Annotated in this window: 16 protein-coding genes; all 16 read left to right on the top strand. The window is 60.8% G+C overall.

What is annotated here, in order from left to right; genetic code table 11:
• Positions 1 to 9: 9 nt before the first annotated feature.
• The 16 genes from KVG91_RS04640 to fliJ all read left to right on the top strand — a co-directional run bounded on the left by KVG91_RS04640 (position 10) and on the right by fliJ (position 18,045).
• Entirely contained in the window at positions 10 to 1,632 is a 1,623-nt protein-coding gene (locus KVG91_RS04640; protein WP_169374662.1) for a flagellar hook-associated protein 3, read from the top strand.
• Between the two features lie 276 nt (positions 1,633 to 1,908).
• Positions 1,909 to 2,838 (top strand): ketoacyl-ACP synthase III, encoded by a 930-nt coding sequence (locus KVG91_RS04635; RefSeq protein WP_169374661.1) that lies wholly within the window; start codon positions 1,909 to 1,911, stop codon positions 2,836 to 2,838.
• Positions 2,839 to 3,299: 461 nt separating this feature from the next.
• The gene (locus tag KVG91_RS04630; protein WP_169374643.1) at positions 3,300 to 4,724 is read left to right on the top strand and encodes a flagellin N-terminal helical domain-containing protein; all 1,425 of its coding nucleotides are present in this window, start codon (positions 3,300 to 3,302) and stop codon (positions 4,722 to 4,724) included.
• 74 nt (positions 4,725 to 4,798) lie between these two features.
• Positions 4,799 to 5,149 (top strand): flagellar protein FlaG, encoded by a 351-nt coding sequence (locus tag KVG91_RS04625; protein WP_169374641.1) that lies wholly within the window; start codon positions 4,799 to 4,801, stop codon positions 5,147 to 5,149.
• Positions 5,150 to 5,230: 81 nt separating this feature from the next.
• Positions 5,231 to 6,628 carry a flagellar filament capping protein FliD gene (gene fliD, locus KVG91_RS04620; protein ID WP_169374640.1) on the top strand — a complete coding sequence of 466 codons (1,398 nt, stop codon included), beginning with the start codon at positions 5,231 to 5,233 and terminating at the stop codon, positions 6,626 to 6,628.
• 137 nt (positions 6,629 to 6,765) lie between these two features.
• Positions 6,766 to 7,170 carry a flagellar export chaperone FliS gene (gene fliS / locus KVG91_RS04615; protein ID WP_076952977.1) on the top strand — a complete coding sequence of 135 codons (405 nt, stop codon included), beginning with the start codon at positions 6,766 to 6,768 and terminating at the stop codon, positions 7,168 to 7,170.
• 25 nt (positions 7,171 to 7,195) lie between these two features.
• Positions 7,196 to 7,492 (top strand): flagellar protein FliT, encoded by a 297-nt coding sequence (locus KVG91_RS04610; RefSeq protein ID WP_169374639.1) that lies wholly within the window; start codon positions 7,196 to 7,198, stop codon positions 7,490 to 7,492.
• A gap of 167 nt (positions 7,493 to 7,659) precedes the next feature.
• The gene (locus KVG91_RS04605) at positions 7,660 to 9,135 is read left to right on the top strand and encodes a sigma-54 dependent transcriptional regulator (RefSeq protein ID WP_169374638.1); all 1,476 of its coding nucleotides are present in this window, start codon (positions 7,660 to 7,662) and stop codon (positions 9,133 to 9,135) included.
• A 268-nt stretch (positions 9,136 to 9,403) separates the two neighbouring features.
• Positions 9,404 to 10,615: a sensor histidine kinase gene (locus KVG91_RS04600; protein WP_169374642.1), complete on the top strand. Its 1,212-nt coding sequence runs from the start codon at positions 9,404 to 9,406 to the stop codon at positions 10,613 to 10,615.
• A 7-nt stretch (positions 10,616 to 10,622) separates the two neighbouring features.
• On the top strand, positions 10,623 to 11,999 hold the full coding sequence (locus KVG91_RS04595; protein ID WP_169374637.1) for a sigma-54-dependent transcriptional regulator: 1,377 nt from the start codon (positions 10,623 to 10,625) through the stop codon (positions 11,997 to 11,999).
• A gap of 333 nt (positions 12,000 to 12,332) precedes the next feature.
• Complete coding sequence (fliE, locus tag KVG91_RS04590) at positions 12,333 to 12,662, top strand: flagellar hook-basal body complex protein FliE (protein ID WP_076952981.1); 330 nt, start codon at positions 12,333 to 12,335, stop codon at positions 12,660 to 12,662.
• A 16-nt stretch (positions 12,663 to 12,678) separates the two neighbouring features.
• Complete coding sequence (gene fliF / locus KVG91_RS04585) at positions 12,679 to 14,460, top strand: flagellar basal-body MS-ring/collar protein FliF (RefSeq protein WP_169375081.1); 1,782 nt, start codon at positions 12,679 to 12,681, stop codon at positions 14,458 to 14,460.
• Complete coding sequence (fliG, locus tag KVG91_RS04580; protein WP_017527617.1) at positions 14,453 to 15,469, top strand: flagellar motor switch protein FliG; 1,017 nt, start codon at positions 14,453 to 14,455, stop codon at positions 15,467 to 15,469. The genes fliF and fliG overlap by 8 nt, the downstream gene beginning before the upstream one ends.
• Before the next feature lie 10 nt (positions 15,470 to 15,479).
• Positions 15,480 to 16,244, top strand: a complete 765-nt coding sequence (fliH, locus tag KVG91_RS04575) for a flagellar assembly protein FliH (RefSeq protein WP_076952984.1) — start codon at positions 15,480 to 15,482, stop codon at positions 16,242 to 16,244.
• Positions 16,234 to 17,592: a flagellar protein export ATPase FliI gene (fliI, locus tag KVG91_RS04570; RefSeq protein WP_169375080.1), complete on the top strand. Its 1,359-nt coding sequence runs from the start codon at positions 16,234 to 16,236 to the stop codon at positions 17,590 to 17,592. The genes fliH and fliI overlap by 11 nt, the downstream gene beginning before the upstream one ends.
• Before the next feature lie 3 nt (positions 17,593 to 17,595).
• Positions 17,596 to 18,045 carry a flagellar export protein FliJ gene (gene fliJ, locus KVG91_RS04565; protein WP_076952986.1) on the top strand — a complete coding sequence of 150 codons (450 nt, stop codon included), beginning with the start codon at positions 17,596 to 17,598 and terminating at the stop codon, positions 18,043 to 18,045.
• Positions 18,046 to 18,201 lie beyond the last annotated feature (156 nt).

Here is an 18,201-nt window from a genome sequence, read left to right as displayed (position 1 = left end):
TCTGGGACGATGCGCATTTCTACACAGCAATTTTTCGACACCAGTGCCGCCAAGTACCAGAACAACTATTCCGGTGTGGTCAAGGCACAAGAGCAGGCGAGCTCCGGCGTGCGCGTGCAAACCGCTGGGGATGACCCGGTGGCCGCGCAGCGTTTGCTCATGTTGCAGCAGCAGAAAGATATGCTGGCGCAGTTCAGCGGCAATATCACCAACATCCAGAGTGCGCTGACCAACGAAGAAAGCGTGCTGCAGGCAGTCACCCAGACGATCCAGGCGGCCAGCCAGTTGGCGTTGAAGGCCGGTGGCGTGACCAGCGATGCCGACCGCAAATCCATCTCGGTGGAGGTGGGTGCCCTTGAGGACCAACTGCTGGGCTTGCTCAACAGTAAGGATGCGTCGGGCAACTTTCTGTTCTCCGGCTCCAAGACCGACACCCCGCCGTACGCGCGCAACATTGACGGCACCTACAACTATCAAGGCGACGAAAACGAGCTGAGCCTGCAAGTGTCCGAAACCCTGAGCGTGCGCACGGGCGACACCGGCAAGACCATTCTGGAAGGGGCGGCCAACAACAGTCGCACCCAGACCCAGTACACCACGCCTGCGCCGGTGCCACCTGCGACCACGCCGTCTGCGGTGGATGACAAGAAAGTCTCCATTTCGGCCGGGTTGGTGACCTCCAGTGTCGATTACACCAAGTCGTTCGCCGACGGCCAGCCCTACAAGCTGACCTTCACCAGCAGCACCCAATACGTGGTGCGCGACAAAGACAACAACGACATCACCTCGCAGCTCCCAGGCAACGGTACCTTTGATGCCACCAAGGAAGGCAGCGCCAGCATCAACCTGCGCGGGGTCAAGTTCGATATAGCCGTCGACCTCACCGACATATCCACCGGGCCTGTTGCCGATGCGATGGTTGCAGGCCGCGAGTTCAGCCTGGCGGCCAAGCCGGACGTGTTCAACGTGTCGCGAACCGCGAGCAACGCCTCGGCGACCCAGTTGACCAACGCCACGGTCAGCAGCCCGGCCAACTATGCCAGCACCTTTCCGGCCAACAGCGGTGTGCTGATCAAGTTCAGCGACACTGACCCGTCGGCGTTCCAGGTGTTTGCGCAGCCGTACAGCGCCAACAGCAAGGCGATTGACTCGGGTGTCATCGACACGACGACCACGCCCAATTCCATCACGGCGGCCGGTGTGACCTTTGGCCTGAGTGCCGCGCCTGCGGTCGGCGATCAGTTTTCGGTCGGCGCCAGCACCCAGAAAACCCAGAGCGCCCTCGACACCCTGAGCCAGTTGCGCAAGGCCCTTGAACTGCCGGCCGATGGCATCCCCGGTGCACGGGTGAAGCTGCAGGATGCTTTGAACGCGGCGGTCAGTAACCTGACCAGTTCGGCCGACCAGGTCGACAACGTGCGTGGCTCCCTCGGTGCCCGGCAGAACGCGCTAAATGTGCAGGCCTCCGAGAATCAAAGCGTGGGCCTGGCCAACAAGACCACGATGAGTGCCCTGGCGAACATCGACATGGGCGAAGCGGCGATCAACCTGACCCTGCAGCAGACCATGCTGGAAGCCTCGCAGCTGGCCTTCGTGAAAATCTCGCAGTTGAGCCTGTTCAACAAGATGTAAGCGGCGTTACGTCAAGCGGCCCGCCCTGGAAACAGGGCGGGCCGTTGTCGTTTGTGGGGGTTAATGGTTTGAAGGTTTTGCATAAAGCACACAAAATTAGGTGACCTGCGGGTCATAAAGCGCATCTTCACTGTATCGTGTGAGAAGGACAAGTCGTCACAGGATCCTTGCGGGACGGCTTTCAGCGAGATTTTTATGGGGTTATCCCCTTTATTGTCAGCACGCCGGGCGTAGGTCCTGGGGTGTTCTCCAGCTATTTAGTATTGGGAAGCCACAATGATTGGCATAAAAAGCATCGCCAGTTACGTGCCGGCAGACGGTATCGATAACTACGCCCAGGGTGCGAAGTTCGCCAAGGATGAAGAATTCATCATTGGCAAGATCGGTTCAGCATTCCTGCCGCGCAAGGAAGCTGCGCAGGAAACCTCCGATCTGTGTGTCGAGGCGGTCAACGCTTTGTTTGCCAACAACCCCGATTTGAAGCGCGAGTCGATTGACGCGCTGATCGTCGTCACCCAGAACGGTGACGAAGAGGGCTTGCCCCACACCGCGGCCATCGTCCAGGACAAACTGGGCCTGCCGACGCATGTCGCGGCGTTTGATATTTCCCTGGGCTGCTCCGGCTACGTCTACGGCATCTACGCGATGAAGGGCTTCATGGAAGCCGCCGGCCTGAAAAACGGCCTGCTGGTCACTGCCGACCCGTACTCGAAGATTGTCGACCCGGAAGATCGCAACACCACCATGTTGTTTGGTGATGCGGCCACCGCCACCTGGATGGGCGAAGATGCGCCGTGGTTGTTGGGCAAAGCCAAGTTCGGCACCGACGGCTCCGGCGCGCCGCACCTGAAGGTCAGCAACGGCGTGTTTTTCATGAACGGCCGCCAGGTGTTCAACTTCGCCTTGCTCAAGGTGCCCGCGCACCTGCACGAGCTGCTTAATGAGTCGGATCTCAAGGCTGACGACATCGATGCGTTCTGTATTCATCAGGGCAGTGCGGCCATCGTCGATGCCGTGGCGCGGCGTTTTGAAGATGCGCCGGTGGACAAGTTCATCAAGGACATGGTCGAGACCGGCAACACCGTGTCGTCGAGCATTCCATTGCTGCTGGAAAAGCACGTGATGGACGCCACCTGGAAGCGCGTGGCCATCAGCGGTTTTGGTGTGGGCCTGTCGTGGGGTTCGGCGATTCTTTATCGCCCGTGACACGCTAACAGGCTGTATAAAAAACGCCCATGACCGAAAGGTGATGGGCGTTTTTTATTGGGCGATCGCCCTACATCTCTGTGGGTCTGTGGCGAGCGGGCTTGTTGTGGCAAGCCCGCTCGCCACAAGAGATTCGCAAGCTACTGAAAGTTATGTCCACTCAAGGCAGGCTTATAGGTCAGGAGGTGGGGGAGAGGTGTGAAATGTCGTCCGCCTCAGTGGTGATACTGATCGTGTAATCACCGGCGTTTTTTATTGGCGCCAGAAAGGTCAATGAATCCGGGGCTTTGGGCTGCTGTAACCCATTGAAATGCAAGGGGTGGCACGGTGCTAGTAAAAAATTTCAAAAAAACCCTCAAGCAACCGGCTCCCACGACGATAACTATTACGTAGGTTCTCAGGCCACACCCGGCGGTTGCCAGGGCCGGAAGCCGCAGTATCCATCCAACGAGGATTTCGTCATGGCTTTAACAGTAAACACCAACATTGCTTCGATCACTACTCAGGGCAACCTGAACAAAGCTGGCGGCGCCCTGGCCACTTCCATGCAGCGCCTGTCTTCCGGCCTGCGTATCAACAGCGCTAAAGACGACGCTGCCGGCCTGCAGATCGCTAACCGTCTGACCAGCCAGATCAACGGCCTGGGCCAAGCAGTCAAGAACGTGAACGACGGTATCTCGATCGCTCAGACCGCTGAAGGCGCGATGCAGGCTTCGACCGACATCCTGCAAAAAATGCGTACCCTGGCTCTGTCTTCGGCAACTGGCTCCCTCAGCCCTGACGACCGTAAGTCGAACAACGACGAATACCAGGCTCTGACTTCGGAACTGACCCGTATCTCGCAAACCACTACTTTCGGTGGCCAGAAGCTGCTGGACGGTTCGTACGGTACCAAAGCCATCCAGGTTGGCGCAAACGCTAACGAAACCATCAACCTGAGCCTGGAAAACGTTTCGGCCAACACCATTGGTTCGCAGCAAGTCAAAAGCAAAGCCATCGTGCCTAGCGCAACTGGCTTGGCTGGCGGCGCCATCACTGTTACCGGTAATGGCCAAACCAAAACCGTTAACTACGCTGCTGCTGCCTCGGCAAAAGATATCGCTGCCGGCCTGAACGGTTCTATCGGCGGCCTGACCGCTACCGCCAGCACTGAAGTTAAGCTGGAAGTGGGTGCTGCAACTCCGTCGAACTTCACCCTGGCTGTAGGTTCTAGCGGTGCAGTGAGCTTCGTGGGCGTTACCGACCTGGCTGGTCTGGCTGACCAACTGAAATCCAACGCTGCCAAGCTGGGTATCAGCGTCAACTACGACGAAGCTAACAAGAGCCTGTCGGTTAAGTCGGATTCCGGCGAAAACCTGTCGTTCGCTGGCGCTGATGCCAACGCTCAGGCCAACATCCTGGTTGGCGCGAAAGATGGCGCAGGTGCATTCGCAACCCCAGCTGCATTGGGTGCTGCCGCGATCGTTGTGACCGGTCAGGTCTCCCTCGATTCTGCCAAAGGCTACTCGCTGAGCGATGCCGGTACAGGTGTTTCGGACTTGTTCTCTGCCGCTACCGTGTCGTCGACCAAAACCACCATCGCTCAAACCGACGTGACCGACGCCGCCAAGGCCCAAAACGCCCTGGCTGTCATCGACAAAGCCATCGGCACCATCGACAGCGTTCGTTCGGGCCTGGGTGCTACCCAGAACCGTCTGACGACCACTGCAGACAACCTGCAGAACATTCAGAAGAACTCCACCGCTGCACGCTCCACTGTTCAGGACGTCGACTTCGCTTCCGAAACCGCCGAGCTGACCAAGCAACAAACCCTGCAATCGGCTTCCACCGCGATCCTGTCGCAGGCTAACCAGCTGCCATCCGCTGTACTGAAGCTGCTTCAGTAACACCAGCGCTTGGTAACTAACGGAAGGGCGCGTCTACGTGCCCTTCCGTTTTTTCGGTTTAGAGGAGATTGGACATGGACATGAGTGTAAAGCTGAACCAGTCTTATCCGCCGGTTGCCCCCCAAGGCGCACCTGTGCAGGTGACCGCCGACAAGAGCATTGCCAAGGTTCAGGAAGTGGCGCCCGCAGGCAAAGAGGCTGAGCGTGCCGACCTGGAAAAAGCCGTCACTGATATTCGCGAATTCGTACAAGCTTCCGAGCGTAAACTGGACTTTTCAATCGATGACTCCACTCATCGCGTGGTGGTCAAGGTCATCGCCACCGACAGCGGTGAAGTGATTCGCCAGATTCCGTCGGAAACGGCATTGAAACTGGCCCAGAACCTTTCCAGCGCAAGTCACTTGTTGTTTGACGACAAGGTCTGAGCTGGCATGAAATTTGTTGCTGTACTGTCTTGAGGTGTCATGAGTCAAGATAACGGCAGCCACCGAACAGGAGAGACGAAGATGGCAGGTCCAACCATAAGTGGTATCGGTTCGAACATCGATACGCAAAAGATCGTGACTGCCTTGGTCGATGCCGAAAAGGTGCCCAAGCAATCGCAGATCAATACCGCTTCTGCGAAGGCAACCACTCAGCTGTCTTCGATCGGCAAGATTCAGGCGGCGCTGGATGCCTTCCGTGGCGCCCTGGACACAATGGCCAAGGACAGCAGTTTCACTGGGTTGACCGGCTCGTCCTCGGATGAAAAAGTCGCCACCATGAAGGCCAGCAATACGGCGTCCAATGGCAGTTTCCGTCTGATTATCGATCAGCTGGCCCAAGCGTCGAAGCTGTCGACCACCACTTTCAAGAATGGTACCTCTTCGGTGGTCAATGCCACTGGCGCGGCGACCAAGCTGACCATTGCCCAGTCTGGCAAGAGCTACGACCTGAGCATACCTGCCGGGGCGACCCTGCAGCAGGTGCGCGACTCGATCAACACGCAGTTTTCGACTGCGGGCCTGAGTGCCAACATTCTCACCGACTCGAACGGTTCGCGGTTGATCCTGACGTCCACCAAGATGGGTACCGGTTCTGACATCACCCTGTCCGGCAACTCCGGGCTCGATGTCGGTGCGACCGTGATCGACCCACCCAAAGATGCCAAATACAGCATCGATGGCATTCCGGCTGTTTCCACGAGCAACACCATCACGGGCGCCTTGAGTGGCGTGGACATCACGTTGGTAACGGTTTCGCCGACCAAGATTGCCAATGATCCTGACTCTGAGCGCACTGCCACGCTTATTACCGTCAGCACCAACAACACGGCACTCAAGTCCGGCGTGAAGGGTTTCCTGGATACCTACAATGCGCTGATGACCGCCATAAACGCAGAAACCAAGGTCACCAAGAACGCGGATGGCAGCACGACCCCGGCGACCCTGACCGGCGATTCAACCATGCGCTCGCTGCAGTCTGCGATTCGCAACGAGTTCAACATGCTCTCCGGGACAGGCCAGCTCAAGTCCCTGGCTCAGTTTGGTATGACGACCAGTTCCACCACGGGTTTGCTGACGCTGGATGATAAGAAGTGGGACGCGGCGGTGAAGACCAACGCGGCCGATATCAACAGTATGTTCACCGGCCCTACCGGTATGCTGGCGCGCATGAAAAGTGCTACCGAAGATTACGCCAAGGCCACCACTGGCGTCTTGGCCACGCGCTCGTCATCTCTATCGGATTCGTTGAGAGACATCGGCAAGCAGCAAGCGGCCCTGGAAGAGCGCATGACCCTGCTCACCAGCAGCCTCTCCGCCAAATACAACGCCATGGACACCCTGGTCGCTCAGCTGCGCCAGCAAAGCACCAGCGTCATGACCACGCTCAATGCCTTGAACAACCCAAAGACCAATAATTGATCCCTTGAGTGGATAACGGCCAGACACTTGTCTGGCCTTTTTTTATCGTTGACGACTGGCCCTAAAGCTTTTTGCGGGCCAGTCGACATATTGGTTACTGAATTCCTTTTCGCTGTCGCCTGTCACGAGGTAGAAACATGAATCCCATGAGAGCCCTTCGCCAATACCAGAAGGTCAATTCCCATGCTCAGATCTCCGAAGCCAGCCCGCATCGCCTGGTGCAGATGCTGATGGAAGGCGGGCTGGATCGCATGGCCCAGGCCAAGGGTGCGCTGGCGCGAGGTGATATCGCCGCCAAGGGCCTGATGCTCGGCAAGGCGATCGATATCGTGATCGGCCTGCGTGACGGCCTGGATGCAGAAAAAAGTGATAACCCGGCTTACGTCCAGCAGTTAGAAAGTTTGTATGCATATATGACAAACCGACTGATGGAAGCGAACCTGCATAACGACGCCGACATGATCGACGAAGTGGCGCGCTTGCTGATCACCGTAAAAGAAGGCTGGGACGCCATCGCGGCGCCACAGGCAGCAGCAGAATAAGGCCTCGGGCCTTGAGGAACACGTCATGAGCCAAGCACTGCAACGCATTGATGAAACCCGTGAGGCGCTGATCGGCGCGCTGGCGGACCGTAACTGGGACGCCATCGGCGAGCTGGACATGGGCTGTCGTGGCGTGATTGACGAAGTGCTCAGCGAAGTGCCGGTGGATGAAGATGCGCTGCGCGAGAAGCTTGAGAGCCTGTTGACGGTGTACCAGCAGTTGCTTGAGGTGACGACGGGCGAGCGCCAGGCGATTTTCGAAGAGATGTCGCAGATCAACCAAGCGAAGAACGCGTCAAAGGTCTACCATCTGTTCGGTTGAAGCAGGCGCAGTTAATCCGACCGGCGCGTCATAAATTTGACCGTGCCAGCTTTTTTGACTTAACTAGTGCTGTTTTAAGATTTCAGACGTCTATAGAGTAAGAAGTCCTACAGCCGTCTCGATTGCTCTCACCGAGCAGGAAGTTTTACTAGGGAAGTTGCTATTGCATGTGGCGTGAAACCAAAATTCTGCTGATCGATGACGATAGCGTCCGCCGCCGCGATTTGGCGGTGATTTTGAATTTTCTTGGGGAAGAAAATTTGCCCTGCGGCAGCCATGATTGGCAGCAGGCGGTCAGCTCGTTGTCATCGAGCCGTGAAGTCATCTGTGTGCTGATCGGGACGGTAAACGCTCCTGGCGCTATTTTGGGCTTGTTAAAGACACTGTCTTCCTGGGATGAGTTCCTTCCGGTGTTGCTAATGGGCGATATTTCTTCTGTCGACCTGCCGGAAGACCAGCGCCGCCGCGTGCTCTCCACCCTGGAAATGCCGCCCAGCTACAGCAAATTGCTCGACTCCCTGCACCGCGCCCAGGTCTATCGCGAGATGTACGATCAGGCCCGCGAGCGCGGTCGCCACCGCGAACCCAACCTGTTCCGCAGCCTTGTGGGCACCAGCCGCGCCATCCAGCATGTACGCCAGATGATGCAGCAAGTGGCCGACACCGACGCCAGCGTGCTGATCCTCGGCGAGTCCGGCACCGGCAAGGAAGTGGTTGCGCGCAACCTGCATTATCACTCCAAGCGCCGCGACGGGCCTTTTGTGCCGGTCAACTGCGGGGCGATCCCTGCGGAGCTGCTCGAAAGCGAATTGTTCGGCCACGAGAAGGGTGCCTTTACCGGGGCGATCACCAGCCGTGCCGGGCGTTTCGAGCTGGCCAACGGCGGCACATTGTTCCTCGACGAAATCGGCGACATGCCGCTGCCGATGCAGGTCAAGCTGCTGCGCGTGTTGCAGGAGCGCACTTTCGAGCGCGTGGGCAGCAATAAGACCCAGAGCGTCGACGTGCGCATCATCGCGGCGACCCACAAAAATCTCGAAAGCATGATTGAGATCGGCAGCTTTCGCGAAGACCTGTACTACCGCCTTAACGTATTCCCCATCGAGATGGCTCCGCTGCGTGAGCGCGTGGAAGACATCCCGCTGCTGATGAACGAACTGATCTCGCGCATGGAACACGAAAAGCGCGGCTCGATCCGTTTCAATTCCGCCGCGATCATGTCCCTGTGCCGCCACGCCTGGCCGGGCAACGTGCGAGAGCTGGCCAACCTGGTGGAGCGCATGGCGATCATGCACCCTTACGGGGTGATCGGTGTGGTCGAGTTGCCGAAGAAATTCCGCTATGTCGACGATGAAGACGAGCAACTGGTCGACAGCTTGCGCAGCGACATGGAAGAGCGGGTTGCCATCAACGGCCATACCCCGGACTTCGGTTCCACCGCCATGCTGCCGCCAGAAGGCTTGGACCTGAAAGACTACCTCGGCAACCTGGAGCAGGGCCTTATCCAGCAGGCCCTGGACGACGCCAACGGCATCGTCGCCCGTGCCGCCGAGCGCCTGCGTATCCGTCGCACCACCCTGGTGGAGAAGATGCGCAAGTACGGCATGAGCCGCAAAGAAGGTGATGAACAGGCGGATGATTGACGCCTGTTTTTCAAGCCACTGATTTTGGGTGTCCGGCCTCGCCAATACTGTTCCGTTTTTGACGGCGTCTGTTGCCGTCATACTGCGTTGCAGCTCCTCCCCATAGCCAGCTATGAGTCGTCGCTGCGCCTTGTCTGACGGCAACAGCCACTCGTCAAAACGAAACTGTATTGGCGAGGCCGGGCACCCTGGTTTTTTTTCGGCACGGGTATTGCTACAGCCCTCGCAACGTTCCGTTTAACTGACGGTCAGCCAGCGAGAGAGCATGATGCCCCACGCCGCCCAAGTATCTTCAACCCCAGCCATCCCGGGGCTCGTTCCGTCTGTAGAGCCGCTGGCCCGCCAGGGGCTTGAACACGCGTTCTCGCAGTTCAGCCAGATGTCGAGCCAACTGACCGACTCCTACAGCCTGCTCGAAGCCCGGGTTTCCGAGCTCAAGGGCGAGCTGGCCGTGGTCAGCGCCCAGCGCATGCAAGAACTGGCCGAAAAGGAACGCCTGGCCAACCGCCTGCAAAACCTGCTCTCGCTGTTGCCGGGCGGCGTGATCGTCATCGATGAAGAGGGCCGCGTGCGCGAAGCCAACCCGGCCGCCTGCGACATGCTCGGCCTGCCGCTGGAAGGGCAGCTGTGGCGCCATGTGATCACCCGCTGCTTTGCGCCGCGTGAAGACGACGGCCATGAAATTTCCCTCAAGGACGGCCGCCGGTTGTCCATCGCCACCCGTTCCCTGGACGCGGAGCCCGGCCAGCTAGTGCTGCTCAACGACCTGACTGAAACCCGGCACCTGCAAGACCAGTTGGCGCGCCACGAACGGCTGTCGTCCCTGGGGCGCATGGTCGCTTCCCTGGCGCATCAGATCCGCACGCCGCTGTCGGCTGCATTGATCTACGCCAGTCATTTGACTGACGAACAACTGCCCGCCGCGACCCACCAGCGCTTCGCCGGTCGCCTCAAGGAGCGCCTGCATGAGCTGGAGCACCAAGTGCGCGACATGCTGGTGTTCGCCCGGGGTGAATTGCCGCTGACCGAGCGCCTCACGCCGGCCGAGTTGATGCAGGCCCTGCAAGCGGCCGCCGCCACCCATATTCATGAAGCCCAGGTGCGCTGGCAATGCGACAGCCACCTCGGTGAGCTGCTGTGCAACCGCGACACGCTGGTCGGTTCACTGCTCAACCTGATCGAAAACGCCACCCAGGCCAGCGGCACCGGCGCGCGGCTCAAGGTGCACCTGTACAACCGCGGGCAAACCCTGCGCCTGTGCATCAGCGACAGCGGCAGCGGTATCGAGCCGGCCGTGTTGCGCCGCTTGGGCGAGCCGTTTTTTACCACCAAGACCAACGGCACCGGCCTGGGCCTGACCGTGGTCAAGGCCGTGGCACGTGCGCATCAGGGAGAATTGCAGCTGCATTCGCGCCTGGGGCGTGGTACCTGTGCATTGATGACCTTGCCGCTGTTTTCATGCGCGGCAAGCGCGGAGTAAAGAGGATATGGCTATCAAGGTTCTGTTGGTGGAAGACGATCGCGCCCTGCGTGAAGCATTGGCTGACACGCTGCTGTTGGCGGGCCATGACTACCGGGCGGTCGGTTCTGCCGAGGACGCCTTGGAAGCGGTGGAGCAGGAGTCCTTCAGCCTGGTGGTCAGCGACGTGAACATGCCTGGCATGGATGGTCACCAATTGCTAGGCCTGCTGCGCGCGCGCCAGCCGCAGTTGCCGGTGCTGTTGATGACCGCCCACGGCGCCGTCGAACGCGCGGTCGACGCGATGCGCCAAGGCGCGGCGGATTACCTGGTCAAACCGTTCGAACCCAAGGCGCTGATCGAGCTGGTCGCGCGGCATGCCCTGGGCGTGATCCCGGCCACTGAAGGCGAGGGCCCGATTGCCTTCGAACCGGCCAGCGCACAATTGCTGGAGCTGGCGGCCCGTGTGGCGCGCAGCGATTCCACCGTGTTGATCTCCGGCGAGTCGGGCACCGGCAAGGAGGTGCTGGCGCGTTATATCCACCAGCAATCGACCCGTGCCAAGCAGCCGTTTATCGCGATCAACTGCGCGGCGATCCCCGACAACATGCTTGAAGCCACGCTGTTCGGCCATGAAAAAGGCTCGTTCACTGGCGCCATCGCCGCCCAGGCGGGCAAGTTCGAACAGGCTGACGGTGGCACCATTCTGCTCGATGAAATTTCGGAAATGCCCCTGGGCCTGCAAGCCAAGTTGCTGCGCGTATTGCAGGAGCGCGAAGTGGAACGCGTGGGCGCACGCAAGCCGATCCAGCTGGATATCCGCGTGGTCGCTACCACCAACCGCGACCTGGCGGGCGAAGTGACGGCGGGGCGCTTCCGTGAAGACCTGTTCTACCGGCTGTCGGTGTTCCCCCTGGCCTGGCGCCCATTGCGCGAGCGCCCGGCAGACATTATTCCGCTGGCCGAGCGTCTGCTGAACAATCACGTCAAAAAAATGAAGCATGCCCAGGCGCGCCTGTCGGCCGAGGCCCAGGCGTGCCTGATCGCGTATCCATGGCCGGGCAATGTGCGCGAACTGGACAACGCGATCCAGCGCGCGCTGATCCTGCAACAGGGCGGCCTGATCCAACCCCAGGATTTCTGCCTGGCCATGGGCAGCGGCGCGGCGCCCTTGCCCACGCTGGCGCCCGCGCCACTGGTGGCGGAGGCGGAGCCCGCCGGTGCCCTGGGCGACGACCTGCGCCGCCGCGAATTCCAGATGATCATCGACACCCTGCGTGCCGAGCGCGGCCGCCGCAAAGAGGCCGCCGAGCGCCTGGGGATCAGCCCGCGCACCCTGCGCTACAAGCTGGCGCAGATGCGCGACGCCGGGATGGACGTGGAAGCGTATCTGTTCGCCACCTGACTTCACCCCATAGCCATAGCTCCCTACACACCTTGTAGTGAGCGGGCTCGCCCCGCGCTGGGTGGCGAAGCCGCCCCAATGTAGACACCGCCGAGTACCAGATAGAACAAGGTCGCCTGGATTGGGGCGGCTTCGCCACCCAGCGCGGGCGGTGCGACGATTCGACAAGCCCGCTCACTACAGGGCGATTTCTAGCGGCGTGCCGGTAACCGGGCCGACAAGGTTTGTCGCCTTTTCTTACGAGCTGAACCAGAGCTGGCACCCTTGTTGCTACCTCCCTTAGTAATCGCTGCGTAGTGTCAAAAATTTGCGGGTTGTCGGAGAGAGAAGGTCATGAGCCAAGGTATTGAGTTCAATCGGTTGATGTTGGATATGCGCTCCATGCAAATGGACGCCATGGCTCAGCCGAAATCCGTCGCGCAGGTGCCGCAACTGGGCCAAAGCAGTTTTGCCGACATGCTGGGTTCGGCCATCAATAAAGTCAGTGACACCCAACAAGCGTCCAGCCAGTTGGCCAACGCCTTCGAGATCGGTAAAAGCGGCGTGGACCTCACCGACGTGATGGTCGCTTCGCAAAAAGCCAGCGTGTCCTTCCAGGCCTTGACCCAGGTGCGTAACAAGCTGGTTCAGGCCTATCAAGACATCATGCAGATGCCGGTTTAAGGACGAGATTTAAGTCATGGCAGAAGCAGTCGTGGACAACGTACCCGCCAAGGCAGAAGGCAAGGCGCCGCTGTTTGGCCTGTCGTTCCTGGAAAACCTCTCGGAAATGACCATGTTGCGTCAGGTCGGCCTGATGGTCGGCCTGGCTGCCAGCGTGGCGATTGGTTTTGCCGTGGTGTTGTGGTCGCAGCAGCCCGATTACCGGCCGCTGTACGGTAGCCTGGCGGGCATGGATTCCAAGCAGATCATGGAAACCCTCGCCGCCGCCGACATCGCCTACACCGTGGAGCCCAACTCCGGCGCCCTGCTGGTCAAGGCCGACGATGTGGCCCGTGCGCGCATGAAGCTTGCGGCCGCCGGTGTGACGCCGTCGGATGCCAACATCGGTTTTGAGATCCTCGACAAGGACCAGGGCCTGGGTACCAGCCAGTTCATGGAAGCCACCCGCTACCGTCGTGGGCTGGAAGGCGAACTGGCGCGCACCATCTCCAGCTTGAACAACGTCAAGGGCGCCCGCGTGCACTTGGCCATTCCGAAAAGCTCGGTGTTCGTGCGCGATGAGCGCAAGCCGAGCGCTTCGGTTTTGGTGGAACTGTTTTCCGGCCGCTCCCTGGAGCCTGGCCAAGTGTTGGCGATCATCAACCTGGTCGCCACCAGCGTGCCTGAATTGAGCAAATCGCAGATCACCGTGGTCGACCAGAAGGGCAACCTGCTGTCCGACATGGCGGAGAACTCCGCATTGACCCAGGCCGGCAAGCAGTTCGATTACAGCCGCCGCATGGAAAGCATGCTCACCCAGCGTGTGCATAACATCCTGCAGCCGGTATTGGGCAACGACCGCTACAAGGCTGAAGTGTCCGCCGACGTGGACTTCAGCGCCGTCGAGTCGACGTCCGAGCAGTTCAACCCGGACCAGCCCGCGCTGCGCAGCGAGCAGTCCACCAGCGAACAACGTACCGCCAGCAATGGCCCGCAAGGTGTGCCGGGAGCCCTGAGCAACCAGCCGCCGGCGCCAGCGTCAGCCCCGCAAACCACCGGTGGCGCCGCGGCGACCGCCGGCGCGATTGCGGCGGGCCAGCCTTTGCTGGACGCCAACGGCCAGCAGATCATGGACCCGGCCACCGGCCAGCCGATGCTCGCGCCGTACCCGGCGGACAAGCGTAACCAGTCCACCAAGAACTTCGAGCTCGACCGTTCCATCAGCCACGTCAAGCAGCAGCAAGGCCGCGTCAATCGCCTGTCGGTGTCGGTGGTGGTCGATGACCAGGTCAAGGTCAATGCGGCTGACGGCGCGGTGACACGTGCGCCGTGGAGCGCCGACGAATTGGCGCGCTTCACCCGCCTGGTGCAGGACGCCGTCGGTTTCGACGCCAGCCGTGGCGACAGCGTCAGCGTGATCAACATGCCGTTCTCCGCCGAGCGTGGCGAAGTCATTGCCGAAGCCGCGTTCTACACGCAGCCGTGGTTCTGGGACATCGTCAAACAAGTGCTGGGTGTGTTGTTCATCCTGGTACTGGTGTTCGGCGTGCTGCGTCCGGTGCTCAACAACATCACCGGCAATGGCAAGAACAAGCAACTGGCGGCCTTTGGCGGCAGCGACGTCGAATTGGGTGGCATGGGCGGCCTGGACGGCGAACTGGCCAACGACCGCGTCAGCCTCGGTGGCCCGCAAAGCATCCTGTTGCCGAGCCCGAGCGAAGGCTATGACGCTCAGTTGAACGCAATCAAGAGTCTGGTAGCAGAAGACCCGGGCCGTGTGGCCCAGGTCGTGAAAGAGTGGATTAACGCAGATGAGTGATCGAGCCGCTGTTGCCAAGCTCTCCCGGGTCGACAAAGCCGCCGTGCTGCTGCTGTCGCTGGGCGAAACCGATGCCGCCCAAGTGCTGCGTCACATGGGCCCCAAAGAAGTCCAGCGCGTCGGCGTGGCCATGGCGCAAATGCGCAATGTGCACCGCGAGCAAGTCGAGCAGGTGATGAGCGAGTTCGTCGAGATCGTCGGCGACCAGACCAGCCTGGGCGTCGGCTCCGACAGCTACATTCGCAAAATGCTCACCTCGGCGCTGGGCGAAGACAAGGCCAACGGCCTGATCGACCGCATCCTGCTCGGTGGCAACACCAGCGGCCTCGACAGCCTGAAATGGATGGAGCCACGCGCCGTCGCCGATGTGATCCGCTACGAGCACCCGCAGATCCAGGCGATCGTGGTGGCGTACCTCGACCCGGACCAGGCCGGTGAAGTCCTCGGCCACTTCGACCATAAAGTGCGCCTGGACATCATCTTGCGCGTGTCGTCGCTGAACACCGTGCAGCCGGCGGCCTTGAAAGAATTGAACACCATCCTGGAGAAGCAGTTCTCCGGCAACTCGAACGCCTCGCGTACCACCTTGGGCGGTATCAAGCGTGCGGCCGACATCATGAACTTCCTCGACAGCTCGGTCGAAGGCCAGTTGATGGACTCGATCCGCGAGATCGACGACACCCTGTCCGGCCAGATCGAAGACCTCATGTTCGTGTTCAACAACCTCTCCGATGTCGACGACCGTGGCATCCAGGCGTTGCTGCGCGAAGTGTCCTCCGACGTGCTGGTGCTGGCCCTCAAGGGTTCGGACGAAGGCGTCAAGGAAAAGATCTTCAAGAACATGTCCAAGCGCGCCTCGGAACTGTTGCGCGACGACCTGGAAGCCAAGGGCCCGGTGCGCGTCAGCGACGTGGAAACCGCACAGAAAGAAATCCTCACCATTGCCCGCCGTATGGCCGAAGCCGGAGAAATCGTTCTCGGCGGGAAGGGCGGCGAAGAAATGATTTAAGGCGCCTCTGATGTCGAGCAAAGATGAGGCACCCAGCGACCTGATTCGCGCCCGCGACGTCGGCGGGTTCGACATCTGGTCGCTGCCCAGTTTCGATCCGCACGTGCCGGAGCCCGAGCCGGAACCGGTGATCGAACCGCCGGTGGAAATGGAAGAAGTGCCCCTGGACGAAGTCCAGCCACTGACCCTGGAAGAGTTGGAAAGCATCCGCCAGGAGGCCTACAACGAAGGCTTCGCCGCCGGTGAAAAAGACGGTTTTCGCAGCACCACCCTCAAGGTGCGCCAGGAAGCGGAGGCGGCGCTGAGCGTCAAGCTGGCCAGCCTGGAGCGCTTGATGGGCGGCCTGTTCGACCCCATCGCCGAGCAGGACTCACAGATCGAAAAAGCCATGGTCGGCCTGGTGCAGCACATCGCTCGCCAGGTGATCCAGCGTGAACTGGTGCTCGACTCCAGCCAGATCGAAAGCGTCATGCGCGAAGCCCTCAAGCTGCTGCCCCTGGGCGTCGGCAATGTGCGGCTGTACATCAATCCGCAGGATTTCGAACAGGTCAAGGCCCTGCGCGAGCGCCATGAAGAAACCTGGCGCATCGTCGAGGACGCCGCGTTGCAGCCCGGTGGCTGTCGCGTCGAGACCGAGCATAGCCGCATCGATGCCACGGTGGAAACCCGCATCAGCCAGATCATGGCCAAGCTGCTGGACCAGGCCCACGAGCAGGTGTTGAACCCGGCCGAACCCGACCTGAGCCTGGACCTGGACGCCGCCGATGCGCCTTGATCGCACCAGCTTCGCCAGGCGCTTGAGCGGTTACACCGACGCCACGCAGTTGCCCGGCCAGCCAATCCTCGAAGGACGCTTGTTGCGCATGGTCGGCCTGACCCTCGAAGCCGAGGGCCTGCGTGCCGCCATGGGCAGCCGCTGCATGGTGATCAACGACGACAGCTACCACCCGGTGCAGGTCGAAGCCGAAGTGATGGGCTTTTCCGGCAACAAGATTTTCCTGATGCCGGTGGGCAGTATCGCCGGCATTGCGCCCGGTGCCCGCGTGGTGCCGTTGGCCGACACCGGCCGCCTGCCGATGGGCATGAGCATGCTCGGCCGCGTGCTCGACGGCGCCGGCCGTCCGTTGGACGGCAAGGGCGGCATGAAGGCCGAAGACTGGGTACCGATGGACGGGCCCACCATCAACCCGCTCAACCGCAACCCCATCAGCCAGCCGCTTGACGTGGGTATTCGCAGCATCAACGGTTTATTGACGGTCGGCCGTGGCCAGCGTCTGGGCCTGTTCGCCGGTACCGGCGTGGGTAAATCGGTGTTGCTGGGCATGATGACGCGCTTTACCGAGGCCGACATCATTGTGGTGGGGCTGATCGGCGAGCGGGGCCGTGAGGTGAAGGAGTTCATCGAGCACAGCCTCGGCGAAGAAGGCCTCAAGCGCTCGGTCGTGGTCGCCTCGCCGGCGGACGATGCGCCGCTGATGCGCCTGCGCGCCGCGATGTACTGCACGCGCATCGCCGAATATTTTCGCGACAAGGGCAAGAACGTCCTGTTGCTGATGGACTCGCTCACGCGTTTCGCCCAGGCCCAGCGGGAAATCGCCCTGGCCATCGGCGAACCGCCGGCGACCAAGGGCTATCCGCCGTCGGTGTTCGCCAAGCTGCCCAAGCTGGTGGAGCGCGCCGGTAACGCCGAGGCCGGCGGTGGTTCGATCACCGCGTTCTACACCGTGCTGTCCGAAGGCGATGACCAGCAGGACCCGATTGCCGACTCGGCGCGGGGCGTGCTCGACGGGCACATCGTGCTCTCGCGGCGGCTGGCCGAGGAAGGGCATTACCCGGCCATCGACATCGAAGCGTCCATCAGCCGGGTGATGCCGGCGGTGGTCACCCCGGAGCACATGGCCCGTGCGCAACAGTTCAAGCAGTTGTGGTCGCGCTACCAGCAAAGCCGCGATTTGATCAGCGTCGGCGCCTACGTGGCCGGTGGTGATCGCGAGACCGACCTGGCCATCGCCCTGCAACCGCAACTGGTGACCTACCTGCGCCAGGGCCTCAACGACAACATCAGCATGGGCGAGAGCGAAGCGCACCTGCAGTCGATCTTCGCCCCCGCGCCGGGCGGCTAAGCCATGGCCAACAGCCGCGCCGCACGCCTGGCTCCGGTGGTGGACATGGCCGAGAAGGCCGAGAAAACCGCCGTGCAACGCCTGGGCTACTTCCAGGGCCAGGTGCGCCTGGCCGAAAGCAAGCTGGGCGACCTGGAGCGTTTTCGCAGTGAGTACCAGCAGCAATGGATCGACCGTGGTGCCAAAGGCGTATCGGGCCAATGGCTGATGGGTTACCAGGGCTTTCTCAATCAGCTGGAAACCGCCGTCGGCCAGCAGCGCCAGAGCCTGGCATGGCACCAGAACAACCTGGATAAAGCCCGCGAAAGTTGGCAACAGGCGTTCGCCCGTGTCGAAGGGCTGCGCAAGCTGGTGCAGCGTTACATCGACGAGGCAAGAGCGCTGGAAGACAAGCGCGAGCAAAAACTGTTGGACGAGCTGTCACAGCGACTGCCGCGACAATCGCAGTTCTAACGGTGTGCTGCCTTGCCTGTTGTGGTCCATTTTGTTGTAGTGAGCGGGCTTGCCCCGCGCTGGGTGGCGAAGCCGACCCATAAAGAAGACACCTCGGTGTTTCAGAAAAATCTGAGTCGACTGGTTTGGGGCGGCTTCGCCACCCAGCGCGGGGCA

It is taken from the genome of Pseudomonas azadiae, from assembly GCF_019145355.1.
Taxonomy (GTDB): domain Bacteria; phylum Pseudomonadota; class Gammaproteobacteria; order Pseudomonadales; family Pseudomonadaceae; genus Aquipseudomonas; species Aquipseudomonas azadiae.
The sequence above is the reverse complement of the archived record's forward strand: the minus strand, read 5'-3'. Positions and strand labels throughout refer to the sequence as shown.

Excerpts from the sequence above, each read along its gene's own strand:
- fliD (WP_169374640.1), top strand. The coding sequence starts at position 5,231 with ATGGCAGGTCCAACCATAAGTGGTATCGGTTCGAACATCGATACGCAA.
- KVG91_RS04600 (WP_169374642.1), top strand. The coding sequence starts at position 9,404 with ATGCCCCACGCCGCCCAAGTATCTTCAACCCCAGCCATCCCGGGGCTC.
- KVG91_RS04635 (WP_169374661.1), top strand. The coding sequence starts at position 1,909 with ATGATTGGCATAAAAAGCATCGCCAGTTACGTGCCGGCAGACGGTATC.
- fliS (WP_076952977.1), top strand. The coding sequence starts at position 6,766 with ATGAATCCCATGAGAGCCCTTCGCCAATACCAGAAGGTCAATTCCCAT.
- fliJ (WP_076952986.1), top strand. The coding sequence starts at position 17,596 with ATGGCCAACAGCCGCGCCGCACGCCTGGCTCCGGTGGTGGACATGGCC.
- KVG91_RS04625 (WP_169374641.1), top strand. The coding sequence starts at position 4,799 with ATGGACATGAGTGTAAAGCTGAACCAGTCTTATCCGCCGGTTGCCCCC.
- fliI (WP_169375080.1), top strand. The coding sequence starts at position 16,234 with ATGCGCCTTGATCGCACCAGCTTCGCCAGGCGCTTGAGCGGTTACACC.
- KVG91_RS04630 (WP_169374643.1), top strand. The coding sequence starts at position 3,300 with ATGGCTTTAACAGTAAACACCAACATTGCTTCGATCACTACTCAGGGC.
- fliH (WP_076952984.1), top strand. The coding sequence starts at position 15,480 with ATGTCGAGCAAAGATGAGGCACCCAGCGACCTGATTCGCGCCCGCGAC.
- KVG91_RS04640 (WP_169374662.1), top strand. The coding sequence starts at position 10 with ATGCGCATTTCTACACAGCAATTTTTCGACACCAGTGCCGCCAAGTAC.
- fliE (WP_076952981.1), top strand. The coding sequence starts at position 12,333 with ATGAGCCAAGGTATTGAGTTCAATCGGTTGATGTTGGATATGCGCTCC.
- fliG (WP_017527617.1), top strand. The coding sequence starts at position 14,453 with ATGAGTGATCGAGCCGCTGTTGCCAAGCTCTCCCGGGTCGACAAAGCC.
- KVG91_RS04610 (WP_169374639.1), top strand. The coding sequence starts at position 7,196 with ATGAGCCAAGCACTGCAACGCATTGATGAAACCCGTGAGGCGCTGATC.
- fliF (WP_169375081.1), top strand. The coding sequence starts at position 12,679 with ATGGCAGAAGCAGTCGTGGACAACGTACCCGCCAAGGCAGAAGGCAAG.
- KVG91_RS04605 (WP_169374638.1), top strand. The coding sequence starts at position 7,660 with ATGTGGCGTGAAACCAAAATTCTGCTGATCGATGACGATAGCGTCCGC.
- KVG91_RS04595 (WP_169374637.1), top strand. The coding sequence starts at position 10,623 with ATGGCTATCAAGGTTCTGTTGGTGGAAGACGATCGCGCCCTGCGTGAA.